Raw genomic sequence first — 15,505 nt, 5'->3', positions numbered from 1 at the left:
CCGATAAGGGTCAATTTCAGGCGGCCGCGTCCTCCATCGCGGTCAGCGCGTCCTCCAGGTGATCGAGCAGTCGATGCAGGTCGGGCAGGGTGCGGCGGCAGCCGACCAAACCGAAATCGAGGTTGTCGCCATTCGAGGTGAGGGTGATGTTCACGGCCTGGCCGTCCAGTGGGATGGACAGCGGGTAACTCGCGTCCAGCCGCGAGCCGTTCCAATACAGCGGCTCGCGCGCGCCCGGCACATTCGAGATGACGATATTGAACGGCGGCGTCGCCATCGAGGCGAAACCGGGCAGCAGCATCGCCGCCATCGGGCTCAGCATCACCCCGGCGACGGCGAGCGTCTGGGCGGGCGTCAGCGCGCGATAGACCTCCTTGTTGCGCCGCGTCGACTCGCTCACCACCCGCAGCCGCTCCAGCGGGTCGGCGATGTCGGTGCCCAGATTGCACAGCAGCGCCGCGATCTTCACGCCCTGGGTATCGGTGTCGTCCTCGTCGCGCAGCGACATCGGCACCATCGCGATCATCGGCTTGTCCGGCAGCGCGTCACGCTCGAGCAGGTACGCCCGCAGCGCGCCCGCCGACATCGCCAGCACCACATCGTTGACGGTGGTGCCGGTCGCCTTCTTCACCTGCTTGACCCGGTCCATCGACCAGGTGCGCACCGCGCATTTACGGGCGCCGCCGATCGGCACGTTGAACAGCGTGCGCGGCGCCTCGAACGGCAGCGTCAGCTGCTGCTGGAGCAGGCCGGTGCGGGTCGCCTTCAGCAGTGCGGCGGTCGAGGAACCCGCCGAGCCGAGGCCGCCGAGCAGTCCGCCCAGCCGGGAGCGCTGCTCGCGTGGCGCGTCCGGGCGCTGCTTGCGCGGGAGGTTCCACGGCGTCATGATCTCGGCCGCGAACGGGTCGGTGGTGAGTGTGCGCCGCAGCAATCGCTGCGCGGAGACGCCGTCGATCAGCGAGTGGTGCATCTTCGAGTAGAGCGCGAACCGGCCGTCGGCCAGGCCCTCGACGAAATGCATCTCCCACATCGGGCGGTGCCGGTCGAGCAGGGCGCTGTGCAGGGTCGAGGCGTGGTCGAGCAGTTGCCCGATCCGCCCCGGCGCCGGGAGCGCGCTGCGTTGCAGGTGGAAGTCCAGATCGACGTCGTCGTCCTGGGTCCAGGCCAGCTGCGGTGCGCCCAGCCAGGTGGCGGGGCGCTTGCGGAAGGTCGGCCGAAAGGTCTTGTCGGCGAGCAAGATATCGCGGAACTCGCGCAGATAATCGGGCCCCGCGTCCTCGGGCGGCTCGAACAATTGCAGTGAGCCCACATGCATCGGGTGCTCACGGGATTCCGCGAGCAGGAACAGCGCATCCAACGGCGCGATGAACTCCATGACAGATCGCCCCCTGACGAGAGTGGTTCGGTGCAAGTCTGTAGACGATCGACCACGCTGTCGGGTCGGCACGGTGACGGATCACCTGCCGCTTTCCAAGTTACCCGGCCCACCCCACTCGCGTGAGGTGAACGCGCACACCGCGGTGCTCGTCCCACGCCGGATATTCGATCCGCGAACCCGGCTGGACGCTCGAGCGGATCAGGCGCGAAGCGCCGTTGGTGTGTTCGGGTCAGACCTGTGCGGGCTCGGCCTTTCGGGCCTCGACCACGTCCTCGGCGACCTCGGCGACATCGGCGAGGCGCAGCACGGCGGTGTGTTCCTCGGCCGCCTGCTCGAAAGCCGCTTCCTCGGCGGGAGTTTCGGCGACCGGCTCGGCCGGCTCGGCGACGGGCTCGACCACCGGCGGCTCGGGCGCCGGAACCGGCGCGACGGCAGGGCCTTTCGTGGTGGCGATGTCGATGCCGAGTTCGATGCGGGTCGTCTCCACCAGCGCCCGCTCCTGCTCGGCCGCGTGCCGCATGGCCTTCTGCCACAGCGAGGCCATTTCCTCGAGCTCCTCGACCGTGGCCTCCACATCGATGTGCAGCTTCAGCCGCTGCATGGTGATGTGCTGGGCGGCGGTGAGTGTGCGCAGCAGGTCTTCGCATTTGTTCGGGATGCGGCGGTGCGCCACGACCCGCAGCCGGGTCAGCATGCCGTTCGGGCGATCCCAGATCACCTTGTGGATCTGGGCGCCGACACTGTCGATCTCCTCCGCGGTGACGAGGTCCCACTCCCCGCAGCTGGTCAGATCGGCACGCACCGAGGCCGAGGTCTCGAGGATGGAGGCGACCGCCGCCAGCACCGCTTCCCGGCGCCACGCCTCGTGATCGCGCTGGTCACCCACCATGTTCGACAGCTCGACATTGCGCTGCGCGGCGTCGAGCGCCTGCCTGCCGCGCTCGTCGGCCGCCGCGATGCCATCGCGGTGGGTGCGGTTGTTGGCGATGACACCGACCAGAACTGCGGCGGCGACGACGAGCGAACCGAGGAGTGGGAGCCACTGAGTCACCAGCCGATCATTGCACCGAGGCACCGCACAGTCATCATGATCGGCGCGTTGCCTGCCGATGTCGTACGGAGTGTCGTGGTCAGCGGGGCGCGGGAACGCGGTGCAGGAAGCCGACGAGCGGCGCCAGTTCGGGGATCTGCTCGGCGTCCGAAAGCGCTTGTTCCAGTACCCGATCGTGCGTCGGGCGCGCCTTTTCGTAGGCGGCCCTGCCGGTTTCGGTGAGTTCGGTGTAGATGCCGCGCCGGTCGTCCGCGCACAGCACCCGGACCAGGAAGCCGCGATCCTCCAGCCGGTTCACCAGCCGGGTCGTCGCGCTGGCCGACAGCGCCGCCGCGCGGGCCAGCTGCGAGATGCGCATATGCCAGCCGTCCTGGCGGGCCAGTGCGTCGAGCACCGTGTATTCGACGACCGACAGGCGGGCCACCTTCGCGGTGATCACCGTCGTCGGACTGGTCGCGCTGGCGGGCATCGCCGCCCTGGTCCCGGACGCGCCCGCGTCGAGCGCGCGGCCGAACCTGCGCGCCGAGCTGTCGGTGTTCCGCAATGGCCAGGTCTGGTACTCGCTGGCGATGACCGTGCTCGTCTTCGGCGGCATGTTCGGCGCGTTCATGTACACAAGATCGCCGCGCTACTGCTGTTGCCCGCCATGGGCTTCTTCGGTTTCGGTGCGACGCCCGGCCTGCAGATGCGCGTGCTCGATCACGCGGCCGACGCGCCGACGCTGGCCTCCTCGGCGAATATCGCCGCGTTCAACGTCGGCAATTTCCTCGGCGTCTGGCTGTCGGGGCTGGCGATCAGCGCGGGCTTCGGCTGGGTCTCACCGCTGTGGGTCGGCGCCGGGTTCGCCGCCACCGGGTTGGTGGTGCTGATCGCGGCCACCCGCGGCACCCGAGTCGAAGCGCCCGCTGTTCGGGAGCCCGTCACGGCCTAGCCGTTGTGGCCGGATATTGACGAAAGATGTCACTCCGGCCACTCGGCTGACCGCCGTTCCAAATCATAGGATGACCCGGGCGAGTGCGGATCTCGCCGTGGAACGGAAACGGTGGTGATCGGTGAGTAAGCGTGGATGGGTGCTGTTCCTGGCGCTCGGCGTGATCTGGGGCGTGCCCTACGCGATGATCCGGATCGCGGTCGAGAGCATCGACCCGGTGGTCGTCGCCTTCGGCCGTACGGCGATCGGCGGCCTGCTCCTGCTGCCGATCGCCCTGTACACCAATGCTTTCCGCGGTGTCCTCGCCCGCTGGCGGATGTTGCTGGCCTACACCGCGATCGAGATCGTCGGCCCGTGGGTGCTGCTCGGCTACGCCGAGCAGACCCTGCACAGCTCCACTGTCGGCCTGCTCGTGGCGGCGGTCCCGCTGATCGCGATCGTCATCGTCACGTTGCTCGGCCACGACCGCTTCGACGGCCGCCGCACGATCGGCCTGCTCATCGGCTTCGCCGGGGTCGCCGCGCTGGTCGGCCTCGATCTCGACCTCACCGACCCGATGGCGTTGACCGCCGTCGCGGTGACCACGGTCGGCTACGCCATCGGCCCGATCATCTACGACCGCACCCTGGCCGATCTGCCCGCGCTCGGCGTCGTCACGGCGTCGCTGCTGCTCGCCGCCCTCGTGTACAGCCCGTTCACCGCCGCGTCCTGGCCTGCCCACATCCCCGCCGACGCCGCCTGGTCGATCCTCGGCCTGGCCGTGATCTGCACGGCCACCGCGTTTCTCGTCTTCTTCGCGCTCATCGCCGAGGTCGGACCGGCCCGCGCCACCGTCATCACCTACATCAACCCCGCCGTCGCGATCGTGCTCGGCGTCGCCGCGCTGGGCGAGCCGCTCACCATCGGCATGGCGATCGGGTTCCCGCTGGTCGTCATCGGGTCGATCATCGGCACCCGGCGCACTACGCGCGTACCGGACGAAGTGCGCACGCCGGTCGCCGAATCCGCCTCCTGATACGAAGATCCCTGGTGGGCAACGGCTGACGCCGCCCACCGGGGATCGTTCGGTTCGGATCAGTTCGTCGGTGCCGTGGTCGTGGTGCTCGTCGGCGCGACGGTCGTGGTCGGTGCCACCGTCGTGGTCGGCGCGGGCGCCGACGTGGTGGTCTTCGGCGCGGGGGCTTCGGCCTGGTTGGTCACCGGTTCCTGGGCCTGCGTCGTGGTCGACGGCGCGGTGGTCGACGGCGTCGTGGTGGACGGTGTCGTGGTGGACGGCGCGGTCGTCGTGCCGGTCGGCGACGTGGTGGACGGGGTCGTCGTCTTGGCGCTGCTCGTCGCGGACTTCGTGGTGCTCGCCGCCGCCGTGGTGGTCGTGGCCGGCTTGGTCGGCGCGGCCAGCGCCGCGGTCACATCGGCATCGGTGGGCGCCGACTTGGTGTCCACCGTCTCGCCCGCCTGCGCCTGCTTGGCCAGGTGGGTCAGCCACGCCGCGGCGTACTCGGCCGAGGTCATCGGCTTGCCGTTGGCGGCATCGGAGTCACGCCAGTAGTCGAAGTGGTGACCGGTGCCGTTCGGGCCCAGCGTCAGCTGGTACGGATCGCTCATCGCCACCGGGATGGTGTTCTGGTTCGTCACGATCAGCCCGACGATCTCGTTGAACACCTTCTGCGGCAGGTACGCCAGCGGCGAGACCTGCTCGGCGGCGATGGTGTCGGCCTTGGCGGGCGCCTTGGTCTCACCCGGCTTGTAGTCCGGATCCGACACCTTCAGCAGCACGTCGAGGAAGGTCTCGTCGCTGGCCATCCAGTTCGGGTTGGCGGCGATGTCGGAGAAGGCGGCCATCGCGATCCGGCCGAGGGTGAAGGCCATGTCCTGGCCGGTGGCCGGGGTCAGGCCGTCGCGCTGCAGGTCGTCGACGTTGATCTGGCGTCCGACATTGGCGGCCAGCTGCAGCAGCGAGATGTTCTCCGGCGCCGCGCAGGTGAGGTCGCCCTCGGAGCAGAAGGAGGCGATCTTGCCGTTCAGCGCGCCGAAGTCGCCGCCGGTGGTCACACCCTGGCCGGAGATCGGCTTGGTGCCGTTCTGGTACTGCTGGTCGAAGCCGTCCGGGTTGGCGAACGGGTCCTCGGCGCCGATGAAGGTGCCGTCGCCCGCTTTACGGCCGGCGTCGGCGAACATCACGACGCCGAGCACGTCGTCGGGATCGACGACCGAGTAGCCGTCGGCGGGGTTGTCGTTGCCGATGCCCTCGGCGACGCGGCGCACCACATCGGCGCCCTCGCTGTAGCCGACGATGGAGAACTTGGTGTCCGGGCAGGCGGCGGAGATCTCGCGCATCACCTGCTGGGTGTTGGCCACGCCCTGATTGACCGCGTCCTCATAGGTCCGCATGTCCGCGGGGTAGGCGATGTAGATCGCCGCGTACTGGCCCTCGGCGAGGTCGTCGCGCGGCGCGTTCACGACCGGGTCGACCCACACACTGCTGTGATCGCCCGACAGCGCCGCGGGCAGCGGGTTGCCGTTCGCGTCCAGCAGCATCGCCGTCGTCCCCTCGACCGGGGTGTCGTTGCGACCGGCCACCGAGATGGTCACCATCTCGCGGCACTCGGTCACCGAGGTGGTGAGCTCGTAGGTGGGGGACTCGGGCTGCGACGTCACCGCGAACGACGCGGCGACAATGGCCGCGACACCCAGCGCCGCCGGTGCGGCGACAGCCGAAGCGATGCGATGTTTCGCAAGGAACTCGCGCAGTTTCATGGTGTGATCCCGTTCGAATGACCTACAGGTGGGCAGGCCCCCCGACGGGCCGTTTGTCACGACCTTTGTCGTCACACCCCACGAGATCGTTACTGGCGCGAACAGGAATCACGTGCCCCTGATTCCGGGGGCATCCGGCCCGGCTTCCGAACTTCGCGCTGGTAGGAGCCGTTCACATAGCCGCCTCAGCGTGGTCCGTTGGTATTGAGGAACACGACGACGCCGTCCCCGAGCGCGCCCTCGGCATCGAGCGCGAGAGTCGCGGCCATCGCCTTCGCGGTGTAGACGGGTTCGAGGCGCAACCCGGCCGCGGCGGCCAGCGCACTCGCCCGCTCGCCCTGCGGGGTGGGGTGACCGTAGCCGGTGCCGAGCTGGTCCTCGACGAGGATCAACCGGTCGGCGGACAGCGTCAGCTCCGGCAAACGCGCACCGCGCCTGCGCAACAGCGTCTCGGTGCGGCGCGCCGACCGCAGCAGCGTCTTCGCGTCCAGCCGGAGCTGATCGTTGACGACCACCCCGACCACCCGCGTCGACAGCCCAGCCAGTTCGAGTCCGAGCAGCAACCCGGCCGCGGTCCCGCCCGAGCCGATCGCGGTGACGATGTGCGTCGGTTCCGGCACGACCCCCGCCGCGACCTGATCGGCGAGTTCCAGCGCCGCCTCGACATAGCCGAGCACCCCGACCGTCGACGACCCACCCGCAGGCAGCAGGTACGGCAGCTTGCCGCCCGACGAATGCTTGGCCAGCAGGTACGGCACCGCGGCGATCGTGCGCGCCTTGGTGTGCGTGAAATGCAAGGTGGCCCCGCTGTGTTCGAGCCGCTCGAGCTGCGCCCGCACATGCTCGTCGACCGGCTGATCGACCAGCGCCAGCGCGGTAGCGAGCCCGTGCTCCCTGGCGTACAGCGCGGTGGCCAGACCCCAGTTCGTGCCGAGCCCGCCGACGGTGAGGATGGTGCGCCGGCCCCGCCTGCGGGCATCGGGCAGCAGCCACTCGAGCTTGCGGACCTTGTTCCCGCCCCACCCGCCGTCGCCGAACTCGCCATCATCGGCGAGCCACAACCGGGCGTGGCCGACGCAGAGTTCGGGCAGCGGGCGCAGCGGCGTCGGTCCGGTGCCGAGCCGCAGGTGCGGCAGGGTCTCGCGGAGCTCGCCGAACCGTTCGTGCAGAAGTGCGGTCATACCCGTGACTAGATCACCGCGCCCGTCACCGGTCGAGTCCGGCGACCTCGCGCACCGAGTCGGCGATGGCCCGGAAGTCCTTGCGCAGGATGGCGCCGTGGTTGCTCGGCACCTTCGCGCCGATGCGGATATTCGGGTTGCGGCTGGTCGCCGCGTCGAGTCCACCGCGGATCTTCTCCTGCTCGTCGCGCTTGCTGCCGAACGACGTGCCCGAGGCGACCACGTACCGCACCGGCACGGTGATCGCGTCCAGCACCGGACCCCGCTCGTTCGTGCGGGACAGCTTGCCGAGTTCGATATTGCTCTCGGCCTGCTGCGCCGCGGTGCCCGTTCAGGTAGAGCACCGGGATTCCGTCGCCACCGGTATCGGTGACGGCCAGGGCCGTATCGTCGACGGCCACCATGCCCCGCTGACATCGCACCGCGCGGTTTCCCGCCGACTCGGCCCGCGGGTCATAGAATTGGCTATTCGGGCGATCCCTCTTTCGGAGGACACCAGGACAGCCGGATTTTCCAGCTAACCAGGAAGGTGACCAATGTCCGTTTCTCGGAACGTTCTGGTGTTCGTCTGCACGCTGGGTCTGCTGGCGGCGGCGTGTTCATCGAACGACACTGCGAAAGATTCGACTTCGAGCGCCTCCCCGACGTTCTCCAGTGACGACCCGGCGAAAGCCGACGCCATCATGAAGATCGTCGACGATTACATGGCCGAAGCGCACCTGAAGTCGGTGATCGTGCGCGTGACGGTCGACGGCAAGGAGATCGTCACCGCGGCCAGAGGCGAGTCCATGACGGGCGTGCCCGCCACCACCGACATGCATTTCCGCAACGGCGCCGTCGCCATCTCCTACGTGTCGACCCTGCTGCTGATCTTGGCCGACGAGAAAATGCTGAGCCTCGACGACAAACTCTCGAAATACCTGCCCGATATTCCCGATGCCGACCGCGTGAATCTGCGCCAGCTGGCCCAGATGACCTCGGGCTATCACGATTTCGTGCTCGGGAACGAGAAATTCGCGGAGATCGCCTACGCGGATCCGTACAAGGCGTGGACCACCGAGGAACAACTCGCGCTCGCGATCAACGACCCCCTGTGGTTCGAGCCCGGCACGAATTGGGCTTACGCACACACCAATTACGTACTCCTCGGGTTGGCACTCGAGAAGATCACCGGCAAATCGCTCGCGGATGCCTTGCGGGAGAAGGTCCTCGACCCGCTCGACCTGAAGAACACCGTCCCCAACCTCACGCCCTACATCCCCGAGCCGGTCCTGCACTCGTTCACCTCGGAACGCCGCGAGTACTTCGAATTGGCGCCCGACGTCCCGTTCTACGAGGAATCGACCTACTGGAATCCGTCGTGGACGATCAGCCACGGTGCGATCCAGACGAGCGACATCCACGACCTGGAACGCAGTGCCGTCGCCATCGGCAGCGGGGAACTGCTCTCCGACGAGTCCTATCGGGCGATGACCACCACGGACCTGCGCGGCAAGACGACAGCGGTCCCCGGGTGCGTCAACTGCCGCCCGCTCGACGATTTCCAGACCTATGGGCTCGGCCTGTGGCTCACCGGCGACTGGTCCTACCAGAACCCGCTGTTCTACGGCGGTGCCGCCGTCAACGCCTACCTGCCGTCCCGGAAGATCGCGATCGCGGTCGCCGTCACCTTCCTGCCCGAAGCGTTCAGCTCCTCCGGCGGCTACTCGAACGGCGGTGACGCGCTGTTCCGCAAGATCGGCGCGTACCTCGCGCCGGAGGACGCCCCGCCGGTCAAGAACGAAGCTCCGCCGCAGGGCGGGTCATAGCCGATGGCCGACTGGGACGGCGCGGGCTACGCCCACATCAGCGCGCTCCAGCGGGCGATGGCGACGGACGCGGTGACGTCCGTCGTGGTCGCCGGTGCCGAGCGCGTGCTCGATGTGGGTTGTGGCGACGGCTATGTGACGCGCCTGATCGCGGCGCGGGTACCCGCCGGTTCCGTGCTCGGCGTGGACCCGTCGCCCCGGATGATCGAGGTCGCCCGCACGGCCGACGACCAGCTCACGAATGTCGACTTCCAGGTCGGCGACGTCACGACCATGACCTTCACCCGCGCCTTCGACCTCGCCGTCTCGTTCAACGCCCTGCACTGGGTGGTCGACCAGGAGACCGCCTATCGGCGCATCGCCGCGGCCCTCGCACCGGGCGGGCGGCTGCTCGCGCAGTACGTCTGCGCCGGACCTCGCCCGAGCGTCGAGGACATCGCGACGGCGGTCACCACCGACCCACGATGGTCGGCGGCCTTCACCGATTTCCCCCGCCCCTACCTCCATATCGACCCCGGCGAGCTGACCGCGCTCGCCGCAAGCGCCGACCTCGACCTCACCGCCCGATCGGTGACCGACCGCGAATGGGACTTCGGCTCCCGCGAGGCCTTCACCCGCTGGTGCACAGTCGGATTCGCCGACTGGACCGCTCGCCTACCCGCCGGCGACGTCCCCGTCTTCGTGGACGAGGTGGTCGACCGCTACGAAGCCGTGGTCGGCCGGCCGGGACTGTTCCGATTCCTGCAGATGCGGGTCGAACTATCGCGTCGCCCGAACGGGTAGGTGCCCAGCCACCTCACCAGAGATCGACCCACTGCGGCCGCTGCGGCACATCGAATCCGGCCACCCGCCCGCGCACCAGCATCGGCATCTCGGCGCCCGCGGGAAATCGCCGCACCATCGATTTCGCGGTAGACCGCCGGAACTCGTTCAACGCGAATCGCTTTCGCATCCGATGCTCGGCCCCGGTTTCCGGGTGAGTGAACGTCACCTCGATATGCACTCGATGAGTGGCGAACGGATTATTGTTGCTGCGTGTCACCCGGTGACCCGACTCGATCACCGTCGCGGTGATCGCGGCGGCCGTCCTGCGCAGATACGCCCGCCGTGCCCGCCACCCGATCGCGAGGACCAGCGGCCACGTGATCAGCGCGAACAACATGCCACCCACAAACCCGAACACCGCCGCGACGGACTCGCCGGTCCACCCCGCCAGCAGCAGCCCGACCCGGAGCACACCCGAGAAATACAGCGCCGCGGCCACTGCCGACACGACCCAATACACCGGCACAACCGGGCTGAACAGCGTCTTCATCCCCACCCCTGTTCCGATCTCCGTCTCCGCGACCGGCCTCGAATCCGCCGGTACTCCCAGCCACGATTCTCCCGCGCGGTCCCGCGCCTCGTCCCGCGTGGCGAGCCATCCGCGCTCACCCAATTTGTACGCGGGCGCCTGACCGGGCCAGCCCAGGTATCGGTCGATCTCGAACCGCGCCCTGGCCGGTTCGGTCAGCGCGCGAGTCAGCAGGAACTCCAGGCCGAGGTCCGGTGTCCACCGTTCGCCCTCGTGGAATCCGGTGCCGGCGGGAATCGGCAATTCCAGATGCATGCCGATATCCACGATCACCCGTGCGGCACGGAGCAGCTGCTCGGCGAGCATCCCGAACAGGTCACCGTCATCACTCAGATAGCCGAGTTCGTACATGAGCCGCTCGGCGTACAGCGCCCACCCCTCACTGTGCCCGTCGACGAACGCCATCATGCGCTGGTACCTGTTCAGCTCGTCCGCCGTGAGAACCGCGGTCGCTTGCAGATGATGCCCCGGCACCCCCTCGTGATAGACGACGCTGACCTCCCGCCAGGTGGTGAACTCCTCTTTCCCCTCCGCCAGCGACCACCACATGCGTCCCGGTCGCCGCAGGTCCTCGCTCGGCCCGAGATAGTAGGCGCCGACACCCCCGCCCGGCGGCGCGATCTTGCACTCCAGCCGCGCGACCTCATCGGGAATGTCGAAGTGCATGCCGCGCAACGCCTTCAGCGCCACCTCGGAAGTCCGCTGCAACCATGCCTCGAACGCGTCCGCCCCATGCACCCGATACTTCGGATCGGCGTCGAGCACCGCGGCCGTCTCGGCCGGCGTCTTCCCCGGTGCGATACGAGCGGCGACAGCGTGCATTTCGGCTTCGATCCTGGAAAACTCGCGCCAACCCCAGTCATAGGCTTCCCGCGGATCGAACTCGGCGCCGATGAAATAGCGGGACCACAGCCGGTAGGTCTGCTCGCCCACCGCATCCGTGACGGGAGCAAGCGGTGCCAGTTCGTCGCGCAGAAATTCGGCGAACCCGCCATAGGCCGAGTCAGCCTGGCGCGCGGCCCATTCCAGCTCGTCTATCGGAGCATCCGCCACACCCCGGGCATCGGCGATCAGGTCGGCGAAGAAGCCCACGTCACCGCGGCGCCCCGCCCACATTTCGGCCTGCTCGGCGGTCTTGTCGATCTGCCGTCGAGCGGATACCCGGCCGTCCGCAGCCGCCGCAAGCAACGAAGCCCGCACCCCGAGAAGAGCTTCCGGTACCTGCCCGAGCCGCGCGGCGATCACCACCCAATCCGTGGCCGTCTCGGCAGCCATCAGATCGAATACCATCCGGATGTCCTGTACCGGACTGGCGATCACATTGAGTGCAGCCAGCCGCAGCCCGGCATCGTGCACCTCGAGTTCTCTCCCCAGCCGTTCACAGAACACCGCCTTGGCGACCCGTTCACTGTCGGTGATGGGCTCGATCCCCACCATGCTGTCCAACGCATTCCGGACAATCTCCGCCCGCAGACGATGCCCTGCAGGCGAATAGTCGGTCAGCCGATCCTCGTACCCGGCGATACCGAACAATGTCGCCATGACCGGATCGGCCGCCGCGTACTCCTCGACGAACCGATCACAGATCTCATGCACTCCCGGAGCGGATTTCATACCGGGCACGCTAACCAAGGCGTCCGGGGGGGGGGCTCTAGCCCCTGGCCATGTCCACGAACCGGCTCAGGTGGAGCTGGTGGGCGACGGTGATGGTGGCGGTGGGGCCGTTACGGTGCTTGCCGACGATGAGGTCGGCTTCGCCACCGCGCGGGTCGTCGCGTTCGAAGGCGTCGGGGCGGTGCAGCAGGATGACCATATCGGCATCTTGCTCGAGACTGTTATGAGAAGTTATGCCGTTTGCCAAATAATTATGCGTTCCAGGTACCGTACCGTCGAAAACATCCTGATCGCCGATGCTGGTGATATCGACGATCTTGTCCCAGAAGACGTCGTTGGTTGCCAGCATGTCTATGTCGGCGTCGTCCAAGACCGCCGCGACACGCGCCAGCTTCGCGCGGCCAGGAGCGTGCTTCCACTTAGAAGCGCAAAACCTCGAACCGAGCGCTGCGCCGAATTCTTGGTGGGTCATCTGATTGGCCAATAGCAGATCATTGACCTTGGCCCATACTTCCTTCGGAACCGTGTCCGAGCCTGGCCGTGGCGCAATGTGCGCCAGTTCGCCGAGCAGGTCTCGCACGGAATTCCCGCGAGCGCCATGGACTCCGACATCATTCAAGAATCGCAGCTGGTTTTCAACACGATCGATCGTCACGTGCCAGCAGGGGCGATACCCGGACTTCTGAGTGCGAATAATTCGAGAGTGGATCCCTAGACGCAGCAGAAGCTGCGCGACGTCATCGGCCAGGCGTCGGCTGGTCGATGCGTAGTACACGCGGCCCACATGTACCTTCGCATCCCAGCGCACCGACCCGTCCGTTGCCCACAGGTGTCGCAAGAACAGTGCGACCTGATCGTTGGGCAGCGCGAAAATGGGTTCGGGAACGAATTTTTCGTAGCTGCGCAGGCCGAAGAGGCCGAGCGAGTCCAGCCAGGCGGCGATCGGGTTGCGCTTGCCGTGGGTGAGGCGATACGGCGCGGGCAGGCGCAGGGTAGTGACGCGCGCTGCGGCGTACTCGTCGCGGACCGCGCTGACACCGAAGTGCTCGGCGGCGGTGCTGACGGCGGCGAGGTTCTCCTCGTCGACGCTGGCGTAGCGGATCGGCTGGCGCTTCACGCAGGAACCGTCGCCGATCATGTGCGCGAGCATCACGATCTCGGCCTCGGGCATTCGGGTGGTGTGCGCGGGTTCCGGGACGAGTCGTGGCGTGGCGAGGCGGTCGCCAACCGTGAGCTTGTCGAGAGCGATCCAGCCGTCGACCGTCAGGAACGGATGGTTGCCGGTGGCTTCCACCTCGCGGCCGGAGGCGAGCTTCAGCCGGAACACTTCCTTGCGTCCGCTCGGGAACACCTTCACCATCGGGCGGGCAACCATCCGCATCCGCTCGTCGAGCGACCACACCAGTGGCTGTTCCCCGCTCGCGAGGAGTTCACCCAAGGTGACCTCGGCACCGTTGTCGGCACGCAAGATCCGCGTCGATGCGGGCATACAACCCGACTCACGAAGGTCGGACACCATCGGCCGCTTGTCGGTTCGCTGTTCCGGACCACGGTTCAGCTGCGAGATCGCGATCACCGGAACCTCGAGTTCCTTGGCGAGCAGCTTGAGGTGCCGCGAGAACTCCGAGACTTCCTGCTGGCGGGATTCGACCTTCTTGCCGGAGCTCATCAGCTGGAGGTAGTCCACCACAACGAGTTTCAGGTCATGGCGCTGCTTGAGCCGCCGTGCCTTCGCGCGAATCTCCATCATGGTCAGGTTCGGTGAATCGTCGACGAACAGCGGCGCCTCGCTGATCTCGCTCATCCGCCGGGCGAGCTTGGTCCAGTCGTCGTCACTCATCCGGCCGGAGCGCATATCGCCCAGCTTGATCTTCGCCTCGGCCGAGAGCAGCCGCATGACGATCTCGGTCCGGCTCATCTCGAGCGAGAAGATCACGCTCGCCATGCCGTGCTTGATCGAGCAACTTCGCATGAAGTCCATGCCGAGCGTCGAGTTGTGGGTGGGTACCAGCGAGCGGCCTGCCAAGTACATGTGGTCGGCATTGTCGACCTCCACGCAGCGGACCGGCAGCGGATCGATCTTGCGCACGTCGACGATCTGCCGTGCTTCGGAACGGGCGGTGCGGGGCACGGCGTGCGCGAAGTGATCGCGGGGGGTGCGCAGGCTGTGCGCGATTTCGCCGGTGGTGCGCACTGCGGGATGCGGCGCGAGCGTCGGCGCCAGTGTCGTCCACTGGTGCTCTTCGTCGGCGATGAGCACCGTGCCGTCGGAGAATTCGACCTCGTAGCAGGGCCGGTCGGTCATGACCTCGGTGGTCGCCACCACCCGCGTCGCCCGTCCGTCGGGTCCCAGTAGCTCGTCGCCGACCTGGATCTCGCCCATCGTGGTCCAGCCGCGAGGCGTCGGCAGCGGGGTGTCCAGCGCCAGCGCCTTACCGACACCGGGTCGGGCGGCGACGATGATCATCTGGCCTGCGTGGAGGCCGTTGGTGAGTTCGTCGAGTTCGGTGAAGCCGGTGGGGACGCCGAGGGAGATGCCGCCGCGGGAGGCGATGGAGTCGATCTCGTCCATGGTGGGCTGGAGGAGTTCTTCCAGCGGGGTGAAGTCCTCGGTGGTGCGGCGTTCGGTGACCTCGTAGATCTCGGCCTGGGCGCGGTCGACGACCTCGGCGACGTCCTGACCGTCGGCGCCGGCGTAACCGAACTGGACGATGCGGGTGCCCGCTTCGACGAGGCGGCGCAGGATGGCCTTCTCGGCGACGATCTCGGCGTAGAAGCCGGCATTGGCGGCCGTCGGCACGGTCTGGGTCAGGGTGACCAGGTAGGGCGGGCCGCCGATGCGCTTGAGCTCGCCGCGCCGGTCGAGGCCTGCGGCGACGGTGACGGGGTCGGCGGGTTCGCCGCGGCCGTACAGATCGAGGATGGTGTCGTAGACGGCCTGGTGGGCGGGCCGGTAGAAGTCGCCGGGGCGCAGCACTTCGACCACGTCGGCGATGGCGTCCTTGCTCAGCAGCATGCCGCCGAGCACCGACTGCTCCGCGGCCATGTCGTGCGGGGGCTGGCGGCCGAAGTCCTCGCCGGGGGGTTCGGGCGGGAAGTCCGTATGCGCGCGGTCACCGGTGGTGGTCACCAGAATCGACCGTCCTCTCTGCCCGCAGAACCGGGGGTTTCACATCGATGAACTCGTTGTACTCCCGGGCACCGACACGGATGTCAGCAATCGGTTGCCTGCGTGATTCCCGGGGTCGCGCGCAGGGCAATGCGACGAACCTAGGCGACGTTTCGGGGTGCCGCCAACCCCATATGTGCACACAACTGTGGATAACTTGGGGGTAGTTCACCCAGTGTTGTGCAGCTGCTGTGGAAAACGTGGGGAAAAACCTGGTCAGTGCGGTGGAACGCCCTGCTAGGCCCCGTTTTACCCAACTCTC

At 67.7% G+C, this 15,505-nt stretch carries 12 protein-coding genes; 4 read left to right on the top strand and 8 right to left on the bottom strand.

Features of this window, described 5'->3' with window-relative positions:
• Window positions 1-16: 16 nt before the first annotated feature.
• The 3 genes from NV348_RS15090 to NV348_RS15080 all read right to left on the bottom strand — a co-directional run bounded on the left by NV348_RS15090 (window position 17) and on the right by NV348_RS15080 (window position 2,898).
• On the bottom strand, window positions 17-1,375 hold the full coding sequence (locus NV348_RS15090) for a WS/DGAT/MGAT family O-acyltransferase (RefSeq protein ID WP_447147520.1): 1,359 nt from the start codon (window positions 1,373-1,375) through the stop codon (window positions 17-19).
• 232 nt (window positions 1,376-1,607) lie between these two features.
• On the bottom strand, window positions 1,608-2,429 hold the full coding sequence (locus NV348_RS15085) for a hypothetical protein (RefSeq protein ID WP_447147519.1): 822 nt from the start codon (window positions 2,427-2,429) through the stop codon (window positions 1,608-1,610).
• A 79-nt stretch (window positions 2,430-2,508) separates the two neighbouring features.
• Window positions 2,509-2,898 (bottom strand): MarR family winged helix-turn-helix transcriptional regulator, encoded by a 390-nt coding sequence (locus NV348_RS15080; protein ID WP_447151047.1) that lies wholly within the window; start codon window positions 2,896-2,898, stop codon window positions 2,509-2,511.
• A 177-nt stretch (window positions 2,899-3,075) separates the two neighbouring features.
• On the opposite strand from NV348_RS15080, the gene NV348_RS15075 reads away from it, so the two are divergent.
• Window positions 3,076-3,360 (top strand): hypothetical protein, encoded by a 285-nt coding sequence (locus NV348_RS15075; RefSeq protein ID WP_447147518.1) that lies wholly within the window; start codon window positions 3,076-3,078, stop codon window positions 3,358-3,360.
• Window positions 3,361-3,481: 121 nt separating this feature from the next.
• Complete coding sequence (locus NV348_RS15070) at window positions 3,482-4,375, top strand: DMT family transporter (protein ID WP_447147517.1); 894 nt, start codon at window positions 3,482-3,484, stop codon at window positions 4,373-4,375.
• Between the two features lie 59 nt (window positions 4,376-4,434).
• On the opposite strand, the gene NV348_RS15065 is transcribed toward NV348_RS15070, so the two are convergent.
• The 3 genes from NV348_RS15065 to NV348_RS15055 all read right to left on the bottom strand — a co-directional run bounded on the left by NV348_RS15065 (window position 4,435) and on the right by NV348_RS15055 (window position 7,554).
• On the bottom strand, window positions 4,435-6,117 hold the full coding sequence (locus NV348_RS15065; RefSeq protein WP_447147516.1) for a cutinase family protein: 1,683 nt from the start codon (window positions 6,115-6,117) through the stop codon (window positions 4,435-4,437).
• Between the two features lie 185 nt (window positions 6,118-6,302).
• The gene (locus NV348_RS15060) at window positions 6,303-7,298 is read right to left on the bottom strand and encodes a 1-aminocyclopropane-1-carboxylate deaminase/D-cysteine desulfhydrase (RefSeq protein ID WP_447147515.1); all 996 of its coding nucleotides are present in this window, start codon (window positions 7,296-7,298) and stop codon (window positions 6,303-6,305) included.
• A gap of 25 nt (window positions 7,299-7,323) precedes the next feature.
• Window positions 7,324-7,554, bottom strand: a complete 231-nt coding sequence (locus NV348_RS15055; RefSeq protein ID WP_447147514.1) for a hypothetical protein — start codon at window positions 7,552-7,554, stop codon at window positions 7,324-7,326.
• 280 nt (window positions 7,555-7,834) lie between these two features.
• Here NV348_RS15055 and NV348_RS15050 point away from each other — a divergent pair, with 280 nt between their 5' ends.
• A complete protein-coding gene (locus NV348_RS15050; RefSeq protein WP_447147513.1) occupies window positions 7,835-9,106 on the top strand; it encodes a serine hydrolase domain-containing protein in 1,272 nt (423 codons plus the stop codon).
• 3 nt (window positions 9,107-9,109) lie between these two features.
• Window positions 9,110-9,889 carry a class I SAM-dependent methyltransferase gene (locus tag NV348_RS15045; RefSeq protein ID WP_447147512.1) on the top strand — a complete coding sequence of 260 codons (780 nt, stop codon included), beginning with the start codon at window positions 9,110-9,112 and terminating at the stop codon, window positions 9,887-9,889.
• 13 nt (window positions 9,890-9,902) lie between these two features.
• On the opposite strand, the gene NV348_RS15040 is transcribed toward NV348_RS15045, so the two are convergent.
• Together NV348_RS15040 and NV348_RS15035 are read right to left on the bottom strand one after the other, a co-directional pair.
• A complete protein-coding gene (locus tag NV348_RS15040) occupies window positions 9,903-12,002 on the bottom strand; it encodes a DUF885 domain-containing protein (RefSeq protein ID WP_447147511.1) in 2,100 nt (699 codons plus the stop codon).
• A gap of 109 nt (window positions 12,003-12,111) precedes the next feature.
• A complete protein-coding gene (locus tag NV348_RS15035; protein ID WP_447147510.1) occupies window positions 12,112-15,204 on the bottom strand; it encodes a replicative DNA helicase in 3,093 nt (1,030 codons plus the stop codon).
• Window positions 15,205-15,505 lie beyond the last annotated feature (301 nt).

The sequence above is a fragment of the Nocardia fodinahabitans genome (assembly GCF_052983615.1).
This window is presented reverse-complemented; position numbering and strand designations above follow the sequence as displayed.